Origin of the sequence: Bacillus stercoris (assembly GCF_029772985.1) — a bacterium.
GTDB lineage: Bacteria > Bacillota > Bacilli > Bacillales > Bacillaceae > Bacillus > Bacillus stercoris.
Genome location: NZ_CP121861.1, coordinates 333631 through 352717, shown reverse-complemented (window position 1 = coordinate 352717; position 19087 = coordinate 333631). Strand labels below are relative to the sequence as shown.

The following is a 19087-nucleotide window of genomic DNA, read 5'->3' as shown; positions in this document are numbered from 1 at the left end:
GGAGTGACGAGAAGTGATTGTGATCATCTTATTGTTTATATCTATTATTGTTTTTCTTTCAGTCATTCAGCCGCAGCCATCGGAGCATAAAAGCCGCCAGCAGGCGGACAGCGGGTATTTCGGCTATTCAGATCATGGCTCACACCATGATGGATGCAGCAGTGACGGGGGTTTTAGCGATTCCGGATGTGGCGGCGGCGATTAAGCGCCGCCTTTTTTATTTCATTGATTCGACGTACGCGCCAAAAGCCGAGCCTGACATGCCTGGGGACACGCGCACGCGATGGAGGGCATACATTCCTTGGTCTCTCGAAGCCGCGCCCGGTTCTGTCGTCACGCCTATTTGATAGCCCGTTTCTTTGGCGGTTTTCAGTGTTTCCTCATTGTAGCGCCCTACCGGATAGCTGATGATAGAGGTTTGCTGATGAAACATGCCGTCAAACAGCTTTTTCGAATCAGCCATCTCACTGTGCTGCTGTTCAGGCGTTAACCCGTTCAGCTCAAGGTGGTCAATCGTATGGCTTTCAATCGATATGCCGTGCTGTGTCATTTCTTTCATTTGGTCCTCTGTCAGATGATGCTTATGTCCGATCGATTTGCCGATCATAAAAATCGTCGCCTTCATCCCGTACTTTTTCAGCACCGGATACGCGTCTTGATAATTGTCGGTGTAGCCGTCATCAAACGTAATCAGCACGCATTTCTCACTCGGCTTTTTATCCTGCGTCAGCATGAGATACGCCTCTTTTGGCGTTAATGTCTGATAGCCGTTATCGTGCAGCCACTTCATATGCGCTTCGAATTCTTTCTTTGGCACACGAAGGCTGTTTCCTGAGGAAATGCTGTGGTACATCAAAATCGGCAGCTTTGCCGGTGTCTCTGTTTTGATCCATCCGGCTGTATCGTCTTCTTTTTTCTGAACTTGTACTGCTTTTTCTTCCGGTTTCTTTTGTTCCGCTTTGGGCATCGTCTGCTCTGCATTCGCCTCTTGATCAGCGCAAGCCGCAAGAGCCAAGCAGCTTCCCAAAAGAAAGATGCTTAAGATAAAACGTTTCATCGGTTCCCTGCTTTCTGTCTATTTCTTCCTCCTTTTTCATCGGTCTGATTCTGAGATTTTCAATAGCAAAAAACCGGACATGAAATCATGACCGGCTCACATTTAAGAAAACTGATTCAAAACCAGCGAGGTTAACAGGCCGAGTGCGGCGATTAAACCTGTCATCGGACCGCTGTCTTCGTACGCCTCAGGCATCATCGTTGAAGCAATCATCGCAATGATGCCTCCGCCCGCAAATGCTGCAATCGCTGACATGATTTCTTCAGAAGCGCCGTCGAGAAAGAAAAATCCTGACCATGAGGCAAGAATTGAAATCACGAGCACCGCGGCCCAAAGCAGCATAATTTTCGTTTTCGAGTACCCGCTGTTTTTCAGTCCTGCTGTACTAGACAGCCCTTCAGGGATGTTGCTGATAAAAATGGCGATCACCAAAAGAAAGCTGACCGATTGTTCTTCGAGAAGGCTGGCGCCAATCATAATCGATTCTGGGACAGCATCCATGATCGTGCCGATAAAAATGGCGATTCCGCCGCCGGCAGCTGTTTGTCCCGATCTTTTTCTTTGTGACGCGCCCCGTTTGGAAACCGCGTAGTCAAAAATCGTAAACACAACAGCTCCCGCAATAAATCCCGCGCCTGTCGACACGATTCCGCCCTCTGCTACTGCGTCCCCAAGAAGCTCATAAGCGGCCGCGCCTATTAATACACCTGTGCCAAAAGCCATAATATAGCCGATGATCTGTTTGCGAATCGGAAGAAACATGGACGCCAGCGCGCCCAGCAGTACAGCAGAGCCCGATATCCCGCCCCACATTGCCGCATTCCACATCTCTATCTCCCCTTTCTTACCAACCACTACCCGCTGCCGTTTTTTCCGTAAACCTCGCAAACAAAGAACAAAAAACCGGACATGTCTCCATGTCCGGTTTTGCTGATCTTATCGAATTCTCACTTCTGTCTCACTGTCAAAGAAATGGCCTTTATTCATATCAAATGCAACCGTCAGCTCATCGCCTGATTGAATATCGAGGCGGGCGTCGATCCGCGCAATAAAGTCTTGGTTGTCGATCTGCGAATAAATCATGATTTCTGAACCGAGCAGCTCTGCGACATTGATTTTTGCTTTAATCGAGGAGTTCTTATACGATTCCACGACAATCAATTCATCATGAATATCCTCAGGACGGATGCCGAAGATAACCTCTTTGCCGATGTAGCCTTTTTCACGCAGCACCTTCATTTTTCCTTCCGGCACGGTTAATGCCGCAGAACCGATTTTGATTAAGCCATCCGTGAGCTTTCCTTTGAAAAAGTTCATCGCCGGTGACCCGATAAAACCGCCGACAAAGACGTTTTCAGGAAACTCGTATACATCCTTCGGCGTCCCGATCTGCTGGATTTTCCCGTCTTTCATGACTACGATCCGTGTCGCCATCGTCAGGGCTTCTGTCTGGTCATGCGTCACATAAATCGTTGTGGTTTGCAGTCTCTGGTGGAGCTTAATGATTTCCGCCCGCATTTGCACCCTCAGCTTTGCGTCCAGGTTTGACAAAGGCTCATCCATCAGGAACACCTTTGCATCCCGCACGATTGCCCGCCCAAGCGCGACCCGCTGTCTCTGTCCTCCTGACAGCGCTTTCGGTTTACGGTGCAAATATTCCTCAAGCCCGAGAATTTTAGCGGCTTCCTCTACTCTTTTTTTAATTTCTGGCTTCGGCATTTTCCGAAGCTTCAGTCCGAACGCGATATTATCGTAGACCGTCATATGCGGATAGAGCGCGTAGTTTTGAAACACCATTGCGATATCCCTGTCCTTTGGCGCTACATCATTGACCCGTTTTCCTTCAATATAAAAATCGCCTTTCGAAATTTCTTCAAGTCCCGCGACCATCCGCAGCGTCGTTGATTTCCCGCAGCCGGACGGGCCGACGAATACGATAAATTCCTTATCGGCAATATGAAGGTTAAAGTCATCAACCGCCGGTTCCTTCTGGTCATAAAATTTATAAATGTGCTCCATCCGCAATTCAGCCATCTAACATCCCCCTTTGTTATTGTAAACGCTTTCTTATATTGAGTGTAACAGCAATTTCCTCCCGCTAAAATGGGCAGCGTTCATAAAATCACCCAGCCCTTTTTCGTGCATATTTCCAATTTATTCTGAACTTTCACTTTGCAGGCAGATAAAATAGGCAAGAAGCGCGCCTTTGTACGATTTGATATCTATCCCTGACCGCTCAATAAATTTATCAATCCGATATTGCAGGCTGTTGCGATGCAGATGCAGCTTTTTCGCTGTTAATGTGACGTTTGAGTTGTTTTCAATAAACAGCTTAATGGTCTTCCTTAGCTCAGATTCACTTCCAAATAAAAGCTCAGCTTCTTCAGAGAGCAGCGTTTTCAATTTTTCTTTTTCTGTTTCTAATAATAGAAAAGGAAAAATCATCTCAAAGGTCACACTCTGCACCTGAGGCAGCCGTTTTTCAGCAAACAGAAAATACGCCTGTTCACGAGCGTAATGTTTTCGCAGGCACTCATCCGGCTCGTAAAATCTTCCCGCGTAAAAACGGACACTGAAGTAGAAATCACTTTCAAGAACCTTAGCGAGCGATTCCAGTTCGTCCTTCTCCGCCGCCGCTTCACTTTCCTGCTCAACAATGACGCCTCTGTCCTCATGGATCCACACAATCACAAAAGACACCGGCCAAAAATGGCGTACCGCTTCCGTAAAGGACGTCCTTTCTATTTTGCCGAATAAATGAAAGTGAACAAACCTTGTCCGTTTCTTTATATTCGCCGGCAATTCTCCTCTTGAAAAAAGGAACGAAAACCACTTATTTTCCTCCACTGATTTCATAGACATTTGATTGCCCTCATCCGCAGCCGTCAAAAATGACTGCAGCACCAATACCTCTTTTTCGCTGATCTTTGTTTTCGGAATGGAGATGTACCTCTGACTGCTCTCATCAAAAAAACATAGACAGCCTTCCCTTATGCAAAGCTCCTCAGACACAATCGAACCGGGATAAATAGCCAGCAGCGATTTCATAGAGTCTCCTCTCTTATGTAAGGATCTGTATATTCAGTATAAGGCGAAATACACATGTTCTCCACTAAAAAAGAGTATATCCGGTATAGATAGACGAAAAACTGAAAGAAAACCTCATTCGTTTACATATTGGCGTCAGCGGAAATAGAAGAGGATATGCAGGGCCAAAAGGAGGGTCATCTTATGAGTTTCGAAACGTTAAACAAAAGTTTTATCAACGGAAAATGGACTGAGGGAGAAAGCGGACGTACGGAGGACATTTTGAATCCGTATGACCAGTCTGTGATCACAACAGCATCTTTGGCAACGGGCAAACAGCTGGAGGATGCGTTTGACATTGCACAGAAAGCCCAAAAAGAGTGGGCTAAAAGCACGACGGAAGACCGAAAAGCCGTGCTGCAAAAAGCGCGCGGCTATTTACAGGAAAACCGTGATGACATCATTATGATGATCGCTCGCGAAACTGGCGGAACGATTATGAAATCAACGATCGAACTGGAACAAACGATTGCCATTTTAGATGAAGCCATGACGTATACTGGTGAATTAGGCGGCGTCAAAGAAGTTCCATCCGACATTGAGGGGAAAATCAATAAGATTTACCGCCTTCCGCTCGGTGTCATTTCATCGATTTCTCCATTTAATTTTCCGATGAATTTATCTATGAGAACGATTGCGCCCGCGATTGCGCTGGGAAACAGCGTTGTTCACAAGCCTGATATCCAAACCGCTCTTTCCGGCGGAACCATCATTGCGAAAGCGTTTGAGCACGCTGGTCTTCCTGCCGGTGTCCTTAACGTCATGCTGGCGGATGTAAAGGAAATCGGGGACGGCATGCTCACCAATCCAATCCCGAGATTAATCAGCTTTACGGGATCAACAGCAGTCGGGCGCCACATCGGTGAAATCGCCGGTCGCGCCTTTAAACGGATGGCACTTGAGCTCGGCGGCAACAATCCATTTGCCGTCCTTTCAGATGCGGATGTCGATCGTGCTGTCGATGCCGCGATTTTCGGTAAATTTATTCACCAGGGACAAATCTGTATGATTATCAACAGGATCATCGTTCATCAGGATGTATACGATGAGTTTGTAGAAAAATTCACCTCCCGTGTCAAACAGCTTCCGTACGGCGATCAAACCGATCCGAAAACCGTTGTCGGCCCGCTGATTAACGAGCGCCAAATCGAGAAAGCGCTGGAGATCATTGAGCAGGCAAAGGCAGACGGCATAGAGCTTGCGGTTGAAGGAAAACGTGTCGGAAACGTACTCACGCCGTACGTCTTTGTCGGCGCGGACAACAACAGCAAAATTGCCCAAACGGAGCTGTTTGCCCCAATCGCAACCATTATCAAAGCCGGCAGCGATCAGGAAGCGATTGACATGGCAAATGATACCGAGTATGGCCTCAGCTCTGCGGTTTTCACTTCTGATTTAGAAAAAGGCGAAAAGCTCGCCCTGCAAATTGACAGCGGCATGACCCATGTCAACGACCAGTCCGTCAATGATTCGCCGAATATTGCCTTTGGCGGAAACAAAGCAAGCGGTGTCGGCCGCTTCGGCAATCCGTGGGTCGTCGAGGAATTTACCGTGACGAAATGGATTTCGATCCAGAAGCAATACCGCAAATATCCGTTCTAAACGAAAAAATCCCTCTGCTTCAAGTACAGAGGGATTTTTCTTTATTTTGATATATCCACAAATCCTTCGCCAAACACGTCGCGTACATCATGAACGATTACAAACGCCTTTTTGTCGCAGCTTCTAATGATTTTTTTCAGCATAGAAAGCTCCTGTTTGTTAATGACGATATACAAAATCTCCTTTGATTGGCCCGTATAATTTCCCTTCCCTGATAAAATTGTCACGCCCCGATCCATCAAGGTATTTACCTGCTCTGCAATCTCACTCTTATTTTCTGAAATGACCGTAATGGCTTTTTTCGTATTCAAACCTTCAATAATGAAGTCCATCACTTTCGTACCGATATACAGCATCACGATCGTAAACATCATCTTTTCCGCACCAATAATAAAATAAGAGCTAAATACCACGATTAAATCAAAAAACAAGAGCGCATAGCTGATATTCCAATCTAAATATTTATTAGCAATTCTGGCCAGAATCGCGGAACCTGCTGTCGTCCCGCCGACCCGGATAATCATGCCGATCCCGACTCCAGCAAATACACCTGCGAAAATCGTATTAATAATCAATTCATCAGACGGAATGCTCCACCCATGTGTCAGATGGAGAAAAAGTGAATTTGCCGCGACCGCAATGATCGTATAAACGGTTGTTTTTCCATCCAGAAACTTGTAGCCGATTAAAAGCAAAAACGCATTTAAGATAAAGTTCGTGACACCGGGAGACCATTGAAACAGATAATACAATATCAGCGTAATCCCAGTGACTCCGCCTTCCCCAAGATCATTGGGAATCGCAAATAAATTAACCGCAAGCGCGAAGAAAAAAGCGCCAATCACAAGCATAAGTACATCCAGCATTCTCTTTTTCATCACGAAAACACTCCTTCTCATAGTTCTGTTCTAGCAAATAAAAAAACCCAGGAGAACGCTCTCGAAAAAGAGCAGAAACTCCTGGGCTTTTATCCCACCGTGTCATAACAGCCAAGCTGCTATGTGTTTTCTCTCGGTCACAGTCCAATTTGCATTGCGGAACCCTAGAAAACCACTGTTTTTATCATATCCTTTTCACTTTCCAATATTAGCATTATACGGGACGGTTCGAATTGGTTCAAGGGGTATTTGCGGAGATTTCATCAGATAGACTGAAAGAAAAAACGATTTATCTATTAAAAAAGAGCAGATATAACCGATAAGAAAAAAAGCATATATTTTACAAGTAAATTTAACTATATATGATAATAATTATAAGAAATTCATAATTTTATATTGACTAAGTGAAATAATATGGGCATTATAGTACATATGTTTTGTACATTTAATTACATAGGAGGAAATGAAATGGCAGGAAAACTAGTACCCTGTAAAGCTTGCGGTCAAGAAATTGCAAAGGGTGTAAAAAAATGTCCTAACTGTGGTAAGGATCAACGTAACTTTTTTATGAGACATAAAATCATTACGTTTATTCTCGCAATTGTTGTCATCATTATTATCGGTAATATGATTGGCGGCGGAGGCGGTTCAGAAGCCACTTCCAAAACATCAAGCAGCAGCAAAGCAGAAACTGAAAAAACATACAATATCGGTGATACCGTAAAAACTGAAAAAACTGAAGTGACAGTTACGAAGGTAGAGGACAGAGATTCTGTCGGTACTCAATATATTGAAAAGAAAGCATCTGATGGTGGTACAATTGTAGCTGTTCAATATACAGTTAAAAACGTATCTAAAAAACCGATTAGCTCTTTTTCAATTCCAACTGTTAAATTAGTTGATGCTGATGGCACTTCTTATGATGCAGATATCGATGCTTCTTCAACCTATGCTACCGAGACAAAAGTTGACAACTCTAAAATATTAAGTGATCTAAATCCTAATATTAAAGTAACAGATGTGAAAGCATTTGAAGTGGACAAGGAAGCTTATGCAAAAGGAACTTGGAAACTCAAATTTAGTAATGATGTTATTGTAAAAGTCAAATAATAGCTAACAAGGGTGCCCCTTAACAGGCACCCTTGTTCTTTAAAAAAGGCCTTCTCAATAGAGAAGGCCTCCTTTTTTATTCCGCACTCTTATACCCATTCACATTAGAAGACTGCCATCTCCAGGAATCAGCGCACATTTCCTCAAGGCCGCGTTTCGCTTCCCAGCCCAGTTCCCGCTTGGCTTTCGCAGGGTCTGCGAAGCAGGTGGCGATGTCTCCCGGGCGACGGTCCGCAAAACGGTACGGAACCTCTTTCCCTGACACTTTTTCAAAGGCTTTGACCATTTCAAGCACACTGTAGCCTGTGCCTGTTCCAAGGTTGTATGCATCGGCCCCAGTGGAGTTCAATACTTTTTCCAACGCTTTGACATGGCCTTCTGCGAGATCAACGACGTGAATATAATCGCGCACGCCTGTCCCATCTTTTGTCGGATAGTCATTTCCGAATACGCTTAATTGCTCAAGCTTGCCAACGGCTACCTGTGCCACATACGGCATGAGGTTATTCGGAATTCCGTTCGGGTCTTCACCGATCCGTCCGCTTGGATGGGCACCGAACGGATTAAAGTAACGAAGCAGCGCAACGCTCCACTCGTTGTCGGCTGTATGCAAATCACGCAATATTTGTTCCAGCATGAGCTTCGTCTGTCCATAAGGGTTTGTCGCGCCTAATGGAAAGTCTTCCGTAATCGGCGATATTTCCGGAACGCCGTACACTGTCGCAGATGAACTGAATACGATCTTCTTGACGCCGTATTTCTCCATGGACTCGCATAAAATAAACGTTCCTGTCAGATTGTTATGATAATATTTGAGCGGAATCGCAACAGATTCACCGACTGCTTTTAACCCCGCAAAATGAATCACAGCTTCGATTTCATTTTCAGCAAAAACGGAATCTACCGCTTCCCGGTCCAATAAATCCGCTTCGTAGAACGTTAAATCTTTTCCTGTAATCTCCTTTACACGGTTCAGCGCTTCAGCCGAACTGTTGGACAGATTATCAAGAACAACAATCTCGTAGCCGCTGTTCAATAGTTCAACACATGTGTGGCTGCCAATGTATCCGGCACCGCCAGTAACAAGTATTGCCATGATGTAAACCCTCCTAAAAAATGACCTGTTTTCATTATATAGTGTTTAGAACCGGTCCACATCCATTTTCAAGAAGTTTAATCGTTTATTAATAGTTTCTTCATATATTATCAGCATTTTCATACCTTTATGCAGCGCGAACAAGTCTAGCAGCTGAAAAATCAATCTGCCGGTTGACGTTTTTCTTTCCTATTTTCGCTATGCTTAATGCAGAAAGGATTTGATGACATGGCGATGAGCCCATCTATTTTGATTGTCTTTATTCTTATTGTTTTATCGATGTACAGGGAGAGAACTGTCAGACCCGGAAAGCTTCTGATCATTCCGCTGCTGCTCTTATGGGGCGTATCCGCATCGTTTCAGCCGGCGTATTTTCATTCCGTATTACATGTTGCGATCAGCGGCATTTTATTACTGATCGGGCTGGCCTGCGGGTTTGGCATTGGAAAGATGGTAAACGTGCGGATTCACCCGGAAACCGGAAAGGTCACTTCACGCGGCTCCCTTGGAAGTGTTATTCTCATTCTAGTGATACTTTCTTTGCGCATGGCCGCGAGAACATGGCTTCCTGAGAGCAACGAGATGTTTATTGCCATTATTCATTCTATGTTCTTCATTCCCCTCGGCACCATCACAGCCCGTAACATTATGCTTTATAAAGCATACAGACGGCTGACCGCTGGCAAAGTATCCATTCAATAACTGAAAGAAGGACCAGCATGAACGGACTATCTCCGGCTCGGCACTACAAGAAGCTTGTGCCGAGCCTTATTCTCATTTTGAATTGCATACAATTTTTATCTCATCCAGCCAAAGCCGACCCCATTTTGTTGGCATTTGTATTTGCGGTGTACTTAGCATTCATTTGGGTCATTCCCTATGTGGCATCCGCTGCTGTTCATTTGAGCATATTCGTCGGGCTTTGGCTCCTGACCGTTTTTCTTTGGGCTGTTTCCGGCCAAGAGCAGGGAGCCGCCTTTTTCTTACTCGTATTTTTAATGGTTTATGCGGCCATAAAGCTCCCTGCACGGCTGTCTTTGATCTTTACAGTGTGCCTAATTGGGGGCAATGTTTTCTTTTTGTATACTGTTTTTGACACCAGCTGGGACGATATCGTCAGCAACATCTCGATCATGATCGGGTTGTACGTCCTCTTCTCCTCCATGCGTTTCAGACGAGAAGCGAGAAAGGAGGCTGAGCGAAATCATGCTGAATTGGCGAAAATGCATGTGCAGCTGGAGCATGCTCATCAAGAACTCCAGAAAGCGCATGCAGAGCTGCAGGAGGCATCTGTTCTTTCATTGAGGTACGCGGTCCTCGAGGAGCGTACAAGAATTGCCCGAGACATTCATGACAGCATCGGCCATGAGCTGACTTCTGTGATTGTTCAGCTCCAATCTCTTCCCTATATCCTCAAAAGCAGCGAGGAGGATTCAGAAAAAGTCATTCAAAATGTACTGAGTGTCGCCAGAGAATGCCTTCAAGAAGTACGGTCTGTCGTTCATCAAATGGGCCGAAGTGAATCGATGGTGGGACTTACCGCTTTGCGGGGGCTCATTCATCAAGTGGAGGAACGGAGCGGCTTGCATGTTTCTTTAGATACTGCCGGACTGTCAGAAGAGTCTTGGCCTCAAAACATAAGCGAAACGATTTACCGCATCTTGCAGGAAGCGCTGACCAATATCATTCGTCACGCCGACGCTTCTCATGCGGCGACTGTCATTTCTAACGACGAAACCCATCTCTATGTCACAATTATCGACGACGGACAATTCACCGGCAGCCTTACTTATGGATTTGGCCTGACAGGAATGAAAGAACGCGCTGAAAAAGCAGGCGGTTCCCTTACCTTTAGCGCCGTGCAGCCGAGCGGCCTGCAAATTGAGCTGTCATTGCCGCTCACGACAACGAATAAGGAGCAAAAAGATGAACAAAGATAAAATACGCGTCGCGCTTGCCGATGATCAGCCGCTTGTGCGTGAAGGCTTCCGGTACGTCATCAACGCCCAGACGGATATGACAGTTTCTGGCGAGGCCGGCGACGGTCACGATATTATAGCACTCGCAAAACAAACAAAACCTGACGTCATCCTCATGGATGTCCAGATGCCGCATTGCTCAGGCATCGAAGCGGCGAAAGACATCATGTCCGCCCTTCCAGATACAAAGATTGTCATTTTAACGACCTTTGACACGGAGGAATATGTATTTGAAGGCATCCGTGCAGGCGCAGTCGGCTATTTGCTGAAGGATACGCTTCCTGAAGAATTGATAGATGCGATTCGCGCTGCGGCCAAGGGCGAGGCGATTTTCCGCACAGTCACGGCCGCTAAAATTATTAGTGAGACATTTCGGGCGAAACAGCAAACTCATGTCGAAGAACTGGCAGAGCCGTTCACCAAAAGAGAGCTCGAGGTTCTTCAGCAAATGGCCTACGGGCTGAGAAATGAGGATATTGCTGAAAAGCTTTTCGTCAGTGAAAGCACTGTGAAAACCCACGTGCACCGCATCCTGCAAAAATGCAATGCCCAAGACCGGACACAGGCTGTCGTTTTTGCCATTCGAAACGGTATTGTGCAATAGAAATCTCTCAGCCCGCCATGATAAAATAAGACAAAGGAGATGATTGGAAATGAAAGATGAAATCATTGAACGGTTTACTACATATGTAAAAGTCGACACACAGTCCGATGAATCCGTTGACACCTGCCCTTCCACACCCGGCCAATTGACATTAGGAAGCATGCTCGTTGATGAGTTGAAGTCCATCGGCATGCAGGATGCAGCCATTGATGAAAACGGCTATGTCATGGCGACGCTCCCCTCCAATACTGAAAAAGACGTGCCGACAATCGGCTTTCTCGCTCACGTCGACACCGCTACAGACTTTACCGGCAAAAACGTGAATCCGCAAATCATCGAAAGCTATGATGGTAATGACATCGTTCTTAACGAACAGCTGCAGGTTACCCTGTCACCTGATCAATTCCCTGAGCTGTCTGGCTATAAGGGCCACACACTCATCACCACAGACGGCACCACCCTTCTCGGCGCAGACAATAAGGCTGGTATCGCTGAAATCATGACGGCCATGGATTACCTCATCAAACACCCAGAAATCAAGCACGGCACAATCAGAGTCGCCTTTACGCCTGATGAAGAAATCGGAAGAGGACCGCACAAATTTGATGTGAAACGGTTCAATGCATCCTTTGCCTACACGGTTGACGGCGGCCCGCTCGGCGAGCTTGAATACGAAAGCTTCAATGCCGCTGCCGCGAAAATTACGATTAAAGGCAACAACGTACATCCCGGAACGGCAAAAGGGAAAATGGTCAACTCTGCGAAAATCGCGATGAAGCTGAACAGCCTGCTGCCGGCAGACGAAGCGCCTGAATATACAGAAGGCTATGAAGGCTTCTACCATCTGCTGTCGATTCAAGGAGACGTAGAGGAAACAAAGCTTCACTACATTATCAGAGACTTTGACAAAGAGAACTTCCAAAGCAGAAAAGAAACAATGAAGCGCGCCGTTGAAGAACTTCAGAACGAATACGGGCAAGACCGGATTTTGCTGGATATGAACGACCAGTACTACAACATGAGAGAGAAAATTGAACCTGTCATCGAAATCGTCAACATTGCCAAGCAAGCGATGGAAAACCTCGGCATCGAACCGAAAATTTCCCCCATCCGCGGCGGCACCGATGGATCGCAGCTATCCTACATGGGACTTCCGACGCCAAACATCTTTACCGGCGGGGAAAACTTCCACGGCAAATTTGAATACATCTCAGCCGATAACATGGTCAAAGCCGTAAATGTCATCGTTGAGATTGCAAAGCTGTTTGAAGAGCAAGCGTAATGCCAAAAGCCAGTCCAAAAAAGGGCTGGTTTTTTTTTATGTGAAAATGAAACATTTTAAACACGTCCTCCGTAAAACAAGTATCAACAAATGAGGAGGAAAAACAATGACAAAGCATGCAATTGCTGCAAAGAGCCTATTGAAAAAATGGATCATTTCCAGGCCGCTTAACACGCAAAAGAAATCCAGCCCATTTCAAAAAATCAGAAAAATGTTCAAACGCTTCTTCTGACCAGTCATCCAAATCCCCAAAACAAAATCCGCATTCTCTCGTACCGCCCAAATGCTCCGTAATTTGGGTTTTTTGTGTTCAATTCCGCAAAATAGGGTATAAACTAATTAAGAAAGATAACGGCATCCAAAAACAGGTAATATGAATTACTTTAATTTAGGTTAAAAGTTATATAAAGGAATTCATTTTATCGTCGATAGTAACTATAGAACCAATCATCAACAAGAACAATCACCATAATGCAAGACTATTTTCAGGTCATCAGGTTAGACTGTTTTTGAGGGGCAGTTATTTATTTTTATTTGATTTAGAATTTTTTGAATACTTTTTGACTTTTTATCCGTACAATAGAGAGTACCAAAACTTTTTTTGGGAGGTATGTAATATGATCCTATTTATTATCATCGCTTTATGCGGCTATCTTCTTTTTTCTTTCAGCAAGGACAATCGCCGCAAACCGCAAAAGACAAGCCCTCTTCCAGCAGCCGCATCTCATCACAACAACCTAATCGACCTTGACGCTATCCGCCAAAAACGCCGGATGCATCTTTCCTAATTCTATATTTCAAACGAAAAGGCTGCGGAATGACGCAGCCTTTTAAAATTATGTTGAGATAGAGCCTGAAACCTTTTTATCCTCTATCCGTAATTTCATACAAGGCAAATCCAAAAGGAGACTTCTGCAATGATCGAGTTATTTATGAAACAAAAAATGTTCTCATTTAAAGATGCATTCCACATTTATGACCGGGATGAACAAGAAATCTTCAAGGTAGAGGGGCGTTTTTTCTCGTTAGGGGATTCATTACAAATGACAGATTCATCCGGAAAAACGCTCGTTTCCATAGAACAAAAACTCATGTCTTTATTGCCGCGCTATGAGATTTCAATTGGCGGGAAAACAGTTTGTGAGGTAACGAAGAAAGTAACGTTTTTCAAACCGAAATTTGTGATTTCCGGCCTTAACTGGGAAATCGATGGTGACTTATGGAGGGATGAATTCCAGCTGACGGACGGGGAAAATGTCCGGATGTCAGTGAGCAAAAAGTGGCTCAGCTGGGGTGATTCCTATCACTTGCAGATTGCAAACGAGGAAGACGTTCTGATTTGCACTGCCATCGCGATCGTTCTTGATACGGTTTTATATAACGATGAAGATGAAAGTATTTTCTAAAAAGCATTGACAATTGATCCAAAAGTAATAATATTAAGATAATTGAAATTTGAATATGAAGTTATACCTTATCAAGAGAGGTGGAGGGACTGGCCCTATGATACCCGGCAACCGCTGTTTCAAACAGAATGGTGCTAAATCCTTAAGAACATTGCGTTCTTGCAGATGAGGCGGAGATTTGATCGTTCAAGCTCTTCCTTACACAAAGGAAGAGCTTTTTACATGCTCAATATTTCAGAAAAGAGGCGAATGACATGGCCCACCAAACGAGTGTTGCAGGACAAAAAACAGTAATACAACGCAAAGCACCTTTCCGCGCCGATCACGTCGGCAGTTTGCTTCGTTCCGCTACGGTGAAGGTAGCCCGGCAAAAAAAAGCGGCAGGTGAGATAACAGCGGAACAGCTTCGCGATATCGAAAATCAAGAAATCACCCGCATCGTGGAAAAACAAAAAGAAATCGGTCTTGAAGTGGTAACAGACGGGGAATTCCGCCGTTCCTGGTGGCATTATGACTTCCTGGAAGGACTTGACGGTGTGGAGCCGTTCATCCCGGCTGAGGGGATTCAGTTCCATAACGCGAAAACGAAAGCGCGCAGCATCAAAGTGACGGGAAAACTCGATTTTACGAGCCACCCAGCACTTGCTGATTATCAATTTTTACATGAAGTTGCCGGTGGCGCGACACCAAAGCTGACGATTCCGAGCCCGAATATGCTGTTTTTTGGCGAAAAGGCGGATAAAGGCATCTATAACGATCAAGAGGAATATTTTCATGATTTGGCCCAAGCGTACAAAAAGGCAATCAAAGCCTTCTATGATGTTGGCTGCCGTTATCTCCAGCTTGATGATACGTCATGGTCTCTCTTCTTTGAGGAAAAAGGCAGAGAGGTTGTCCGGGCGCTCGGAGGCGATCCAGAAACATTGCCTGCCTTGTTTGCCAAAACGATTAACGATGCAGTGGCAGACCGGCCTGATGATTTAATGATCACAATGCACATTTGCCGCGGCAACTTCCGCTCAACCTGGGCGGCATCAGGAGGGTACGACGCTGTAGCGGAAACGATTTTGGACGGCTTAAACCTTGACGGCCTGTTTTTGGAATACGACGATGACCGCTCCGGAAACTTCGATCCGCTCCGTTTTGTGAAACGCAAGGATCTGCAAATCGTGCTTGGCTTGATCACATCGAAATACGGCGAGCTTGAAAATCCAGAGGATATGAAACGCCGTATCAATGAAGCGGCGCGTTTTGTCAGCTTGGATCAGCTGTGCCTCAGCCCGCAGTGCGGTTTCGCCTCTACAGAAGAAGGCAATCTTTTGACAGAGGAGCAGCAATGGGCCAAGCTTCGCCATGTCATCGACATCGCCAACGATGTGTGGAGATAATCTATCATTGACAGAAATAGAAAATGTGTGAATAATAGATACTATCAGAAAATTTCATAAAAAAGGTTTTCCTTATCAAGAGAGGTGGAGGGACTGGCCCTGCGATACCCGGCAACCGCTGTTTAACAGAATGGTGCTAAATCCTTTAGAGCAATGATTGCTCTTGAAGATAAGGTTGAGATTGTCACGCAAGCTCTTCCTTATCCAAAGGAAGAGCTTTTTTATATTTGAATGGAAAGAAGGAATGGACAACATGTCACAACAAACAACACCCGCAGAACAACAATCACTTCAAAGAAAAAAACCGCCGTTTCGCGCGGATCAAGTCGGAAGCCTGCTGAGATCTGAGCCCGTCAAAAAAGCGCGGCTGCAAAAAGCGGCCGGCGATATTACGGCTGAGCAGCTTCGCCAGATCGAAAACGATGAAATCATCCGCATTGTGGAGAAACAGAAGGAAACCGGCCTGAACGTCGTGACAGACGGTGAATTCCGCAGAGCGTGGTGGCACTTTGATTTCCTTGAAAACTTAGATGGCGTTGAGCCGTTTACTCCTGAGCAAGGCATTCAATTCCATAACGTACAGACAAAAGCACGCGGCATTAAAGTCACAGGTGATATCGACTTTTCAACTCACCCAATGCTTGAAGATTACTCATTTCTCCATAGCATTGCCGGTGACGCGACGCCAAAGATGACGATTCCAAGCCCGAATATGCTGTTTTTCCGCGGAAAACTGGAAAAGGATGCGTATAAAAACGACTATCACCTTTTCCAGCATGATGTATCCAAAGCATATAAAAAAGCGATTCAAGCGTTTTATGACAGAGGCTGCCGCTACCTCCAGCTTGATGATACGGCATGGGCCGTTTTCTTATCAGAAAAAGGCTTAAAACAAATCGAAGCGTTCGGAACAACGCCTGACGAGCTTCGCCAGCTGTTTGCGAAATCCATTAATGACGCGATTGCAGACCGTCCGGATGACTTGACGGTAACCATGCATATTTGCCGCGGCAACTTCCAGTCCACTTGGACAGCAGAAGGCGGCTATGATGCAGCAGCCGAAACCATTTTTGACGGCTTGAATCTTGACGGCCTTTTCTTAGAGTATGATGATTCACGCTCAGGCGGATTTGAGCCGCTCCGTTATGTAAAACGGTCTGATCTTCAGCTAGTTCTTGGCTTAGTGACATCTAAATTCGGTGAGCTTGAACATCCGGATGACGTGAAACGCCGTATCGAAGAAGCGTCCCGTTATGTCAGCTTAGACCAGCTTTGCCTCAGCCCTCAATGCGGATTCGCTTCAACTGAGGAAGGCAACAAGCTGACTGAAGAACAGCAATGGGCGAAGCTCCGCCATGTGGTTGAGATCGCGAATGATGTTTGGAAATAAGCAAAGAAAAACACACTTGATTCCATTCGGAGCAAGTGTGTTTTTCTGTCATTGTGCGGTGTAGCCCCCATCAAGAACGACAGCCTGCCCAGTGACGCCCTTCGCCTTCTCGCTTGCTAAAAACACGGCATAATCCGCAATTTCCTTGACGGAAAGAAGCCGTTTTTGCGGCACAAGCGGAAAAATGACCTCTTCAAGTACCGAGTCGTAAGGGACATTTCTTGCTTTTGATAGATCGCTAAGCTGATTGCGGACAAGCTGGGTATCGACATAACCTGGACAGAGCGCATTGACTGTAATGCCGTGGGGCGCGCCTTCCAGCGCCCCGACTTTTGTGAGTCCAATGACGCCATGCTTGGCGCTATTATAAGCGGATTTTCCCGCAAAGCCGACTAAGCCATTAACAGACGCGATATTAATGATTCGGCCATACTGCTGTTTTTTCATGATCGGAAAAACATGCTTCATTGCAATAAAGGGCGCCGTCAGCATAACCTTGATCAGCTGTTCAAAGGTTTCTGTCGGAAACTCTTCAATCGGGGCGACGTGCTGCATACCGGCATTGTTCACTAAAATATCCAAGCGGCCGTATCGTTTTTGGATGGCGTCCACCATATCAGCAACTTGCGCTTCCTTTGTCACATCACACGGAATGGCCGCCGCGTCAAAGCCTTCTTCTGCAAGCTTGGAGGCTGCTTTTTCGCATGCTTCCTGACGGAGGTCTGAAACGATGACGCTGGCGCCTTCACGGGCGAATTCTCTTGCCATTTCGAATCCGATTCCGCCGGCAGCCCCAGTCACCAAGGCGACTTGTTTTCTCATGTCAAACACCTTCCCATTAAGAATTGAGTACAGACTGGCTTACAGCGAAATTCGCTTCTGTTTTTTCATAAACCTCTTCAATTGTGACGCCATCCTGAAGCTCCGTCAGTGTCATGCGGCCGTTCACAAAATCAAAAACAGCCAAATCCGTAATCAGCCTGTGCACGACTTTCTGGCCTGTCAGCGGAAGAGAGCATGTTTTTTTTACCTTTGATTCGCCATGCTTATTGACATGCTCCATGATGACAACGATTCGTTTCGCCCCGTTGACGAGATCCATTGCGCCGCCCATCCCTTTTACCATTTTGCCCGGGATCATCCAATTGGCCAAATCACCCTGCTCCGAAACTTCCATTCCGCCAAGGATAGCCAAATCGATATGCCCGCCTCTTATCATCGCGAATGATTCAGCGCTGTCAAAATAAGAAGCGCCCGTCACTTCGGTAATTGTTTCCTTCCCCGCATTGATCAAATCCGCGTCTTCCGTCCCTTCCAAAGGATAGGGGCCGATTCCGAGCAGGCCGTTTTCTGACTGAAGCATGACGTGAACGCCATCGGGTATCTCATTTGCGACAAGCGTCGGCATTCCAATCCCGAGATTCACATTCATGCCGTCCTTGATTTCTTGTACAGCCCGTTTGACCATCCGTTTTCTTGCTTCCTTCACTTCGTCTCACCCTTTCCCGATGCTTGCTGAACTGTTCGCTTTTCAATCCGTTTTTCTTGACTCGTGCCAAGCACGACATGCTGAACGTAAATTCCCGGCGTATGGATATGATCTGGATCGAGCTCTCCCGCTTCCACGATTTCTTCCGCCTCGGCAATCGTGATCTTGCCTGCCATGGCGGCAACAGGATTGAAATTTCTCGCCGTTTTCCGAAAAACCAAATTGCCCATGGTGTCCGCTTTCCACGCTTTGACGATCGCCACATCGCCGGTAATGCCTCGCTCCAGCACATATGTCCGGCCGCCGAATGTTTTATGTTCTTTTCCCTCAGCTACGGTTGTGCCGACGCCTGTCGCCGTATAAAATCCCGGTATGCCCGCACCGCCTGCACGAATTCTCTCGGCGAGCGTTCCTTGGGGAACAAGCTCGACCTCAAGCTCTCCGCTTAAAAACTGTCGCTCAAAGATTTTATTTTCACCGACATAGGATGCGATCATTTTCTTGATTTGCCTATTAGCCAAAAGCAAACCGAGCCCCCAGTCATCGACTCCGCAATTGTTGCTGACAACGGTTAAATCCTTTACTCCTCGATCTCTTATCGACAAAATGAGCTGTTCAGGAATGCCGCACAGCCCAAACCCTCCCGCAATCAGCGTATCTCCATCATGAATCAATTTCGCAGCTTCTTTACTAGATGACAACACTTTTCCCATATTGAT

At 45.9% G+C, this 19087-nt stretch carries 21 protein-coding genes and 3 riboswitches; of the genes, 12 read left to right on the top strand and 9 right to left on the bottom strand.

Features of this window, described 5'->3' with window-relative positions; genetic code table 11:
* Nucleotides 1-13 precede the first annotated feature (13 nt).
* On the top strand, nt 14-205 hold the full coding sequence (locus QA442_RS01875; RefSeq protein WP_071582446.1) for a hypothetical protein: 192 nt from the start codon (nt 14-16) through the stop codon (nt 203-205).
* Between the two features lie 12 nt (nt 206-217).
* Here the strand turns inward: QA442_RS01875 and QA442_RS01870 are convergent, their stop codons facing one another.
* The 4 genes from QA442_RS01870 to QA442_RS01855 form a co-directional block, all read right to left on the bottom strand.
* Nucleotides 218-1057, bottom strand: coding sequence for a polysaccharide deacetylase family protein (locus tag QA442_RS01870; protein ID WP_095431078.1), 840 nt, complete (start codon nt 1055-1057; stop codon nt 218-220).
* 102 nt (nt 1058-1159) lie between these two features.
* On the bottom strand, nt 1160-1885 hold the full coding sequence (locus tag QA442_RS01865) for a ZIP family metal transporter (protein ID WP_041521454.1): 726 nt from the start codon (nt 1883-1885) through the stop codon (nt 1160-1162).
* 108 nt (nt 1886-1993) lie between these two features.
* Entirely contained in the window at nt 1994-3091 is a 1098-nt protein-coding gene (gene msmX, locus QA442_RS01860; RefSeq protein WP_003242648.1) for a maltodextrin ABC transporter ATP-binding protein MsmX, read from the bottom strand.
* Between the two features lie 120 nt (nt 3092-3211).
* Complete coding sequence (locus QA442_RS01855) at nt 3212-4105, bottom strand: PucR family transcriptional regulator (RefSeq protein ID WP_095431077.1); 894 nt, start codon at nt 4103-4105, stop codon at nt 3212-3214.
* Nucleotides 4106-4288: 183 nt separating this feature from the next.
* On the opposite strand from QA442_RS01855, the gene QA442_RS01850 reads away from it, so the two are divergent.
* Entirely contained in the window at nt 4289-5746 is a 1458-nt protein-coding gene (locus QA442_RS01850) for an aldehyde dehydrogenase family protein (RefSeq protein WP_069838418.1), read from the top strand.
* A gap of 41 nt (nt 5747-5787) precedes the next feature.
* Here the strand turns inward: QA442_RS01850 and QA442_RS01845 are convergent, their stop codons facing one another.
* Nucleotides 5788-6624: a YitT family protein gene (locus tag QA442_RS01845; protein ID WP_003242615.1), complete on the bottom strand. Its 837-nt coding sequence runs from the start codon at nt 6622-6624 to the stop codon at nt 5788-5790.
* 76 nt (nt 6625-6700) lie between these two features.
* Nucleotides 6701-6803, bottom strand: a riboswitch (guanidine-I (ykkC/yxkD leader).
* Between the two features lie 388 nt (nt 6804-7191).
* On the opposite strand from QA442_RS01845, the gene QA442_RS01840 reads away from it, so the two are divergent.
* The gene (locus tag QA442_RS01840) at nt 7192-7734 is read left to right on the top strand and encodes a DUF4352 domain-containing protein (RefSeq protein WP_134975208.1); all 543 of its coding nucleotides are present in this window, start codon (nt 7192-7194) and stop codon (nt 7732-7734) included.
* Between the two features lie 76 nt (nt 7735-7810).
* Here the strand turns inward: QA442_RS01840 and galE are convergent, their stop codons facing one another.
* The gene (gene galE / locus QA442_RS01835; protein ID WP_071582450.1) at nt 7811-8830 is read right to left on the bottom strand and encodes a UDP-glucose 4-epimerase GalE; all 1020 of its coding nucleotides are present in this window, start codon (nt 8828-8830) and stop codon (nt 7811-7813) included.
* 228 nt (nt 8831-9058) lie between these two features.
* On the opposite strand from galE, the gene QA442_RS01830 reads away from it, so the two are divergent.
* From QA442_RS01830 to QA442_RS01790, 9 genes are all read left to right on the top strand, one after another.
* Complete coding sequence (locus QA442_RS01830) at nt 9059-9532, top strand: CcdC protein domain-containing protein (RefSeq protein ID WP_071582451.1); 474 nt, start codon at nt 9059-9061, stop codon at nt 9530-9532.
* A 17-nt stretch (nt 9533-9549) separates the two neighbouring features.
* Nucleotides 9550-10770 (top strand): sensor histidine kinase, encoded by a 1221-nt coding sequence (locus QA442_RS01825; protein ID WP_040081362.1) that lies wholly within the window; start codon nt 9550-9552, stop codon nt 10768-10770.
* Nucleotides 10757-11413: a two-component system response regulator YxJL gene (yxjL, locus tag QA442_RS01820; protein ID WP_069150595.1), complete on the top strand. Its 657-nt coding sequence runs from the start codon at nt 10757-10759 to the stop codon at nt 11411-11413. The genes QA442_RS01825 and yxjL overlap by 14 nt, the downstream gene beginning before the upstream one ends.
* A gap of 49 nt (nt 11414-11462) precedes the next feature.
* The gene (gene pepT / locus QA442_RS01815; protein ID WP_071582452.1) at nt 11463-12695 is read left to right on the top strand and encodes a peptidase T; all 1233 of its coding nucleotides are present in this window, start codon (nt 11463-11465) and stop codon (nt 12693-12695) included.
* 106 nt (nt 12696-12801) lie between these two features.
* Nucleotides 12802-12927: a hypothetical protein gene (locus QA442_RS01810; RefSeq protein ID WP_014665931.1), complete on the top strand. Its 126-nt coding sequence runs from the start codon at nt 12802-12804 to the stop codon at nt 12925-12927.
* A gap of 277 nt (nt 12928-13204) precedes the next feature.
* Complete coding sequence (locus QA442_RS01805) at nt 13205-13483, top strand: hypothetical protein (protein ID WP_080478290.1); 279 nt, start codon at nt 13205-13207, stop codon at nt 13481-13483.
* A gap of 129 nt (nt 13484-13612) precedes the next feature.
* The gene (locus tag QA442_RS01800; RefSeq protein WP_279473505.1) at nt 13613-14101 is read left to right on the top strand and encodes an LURP-one-related/scramblase family protein; all 489 of its coding nucleotides are present in this window, start codon (nt 13613-13615) and stop codon (nt 14099-14101) included.
* A 65-nt stretch (nt 14102-14166) separates the two neighbouring features.
* Nucleotides 14167-14273: riboswitch (SAM riboswitch) on the top strand.
* An 82-nt stretch (nt 14274-14355) separates the two neighbouring features.
* Nucleotides 14356-15489, top strand: coding sequence for a 5-methyltetrahydropteroyltriglutamate--homocysteine S-methyltransferase (locus tag QA442_RS01795; RefSeq protein ID WP_095431076.1), 1134 nt, complete (start codon nt 14356-14358; stop codon nt 15487-15489).
* A gap of 69 nt (nt 15490-15558) precedes the next feature.
* A riboswitch (SAM riboswitch) is annotated at nt 15559-15665 on the top strand.
* 77 nt (nt 15666-15742) lie between these two features.
* Nucleotides 15743-16879 (top strand): 5-methyltetrahydropteroyltriglutamate--homocysteine S-methyltransferase, encoded by a 1137-nt coding sequence (locus tag QA442_RS01790; protein WP_071582454.1) that lies wholly within the window; start codon nt 15743-15745, stop codon nt 16877-16879.
* A gap of 48 nt (nt 16880-16927) precedes the next feature.
* On the opposite strand, the gene QA442_RS01785 is transcribed toward QA442_RS01790, so the two are convergent.
* From QA442_RS01785 to QA442_RS01775, 3 genes are read right to left on the bottom strand one after another with little or no spacing between them, the layout of a single operon-like run.
* Nucleotides 16928-17701 (bottom strand): 3-hydroxybutyrate dehydrogenase, encoded by a 774-nt coding sequence (locus QA442_RS01785; RefSeq protein WP_071582455.1) that lies wholly within the window; start codon nt 17699-17701, stop codon nt 16928-16930.
* A 16-nt stretch (nt 17702-17717) separates the two neighbouring features.
* A complete protein-coding gene (locus QA442_RS01780; RefSeq protein WP_014665937.1) occupies nt 17718-18368 on the bottom strand; it encodes a CoA transferase subunit B in 651 nt (216 codons plus the stop codon).
* Nucleotides 18365-19081, bottom strand: a complete 717-nt coding sequence (locus QA442_RS01775) for a CoA transferase subunit A (RefSeq protein WP_095431075.1) — start codon at nt 19079-19081, stop codon at nt 18365-18367. Before QA442_RS01775 ends, QA442_RS01780 begins: the two co-directional genes overlap by 4 nt.
* Between the last annotated feature and the right edge of the window lie 6 nt (nt 19082-19087).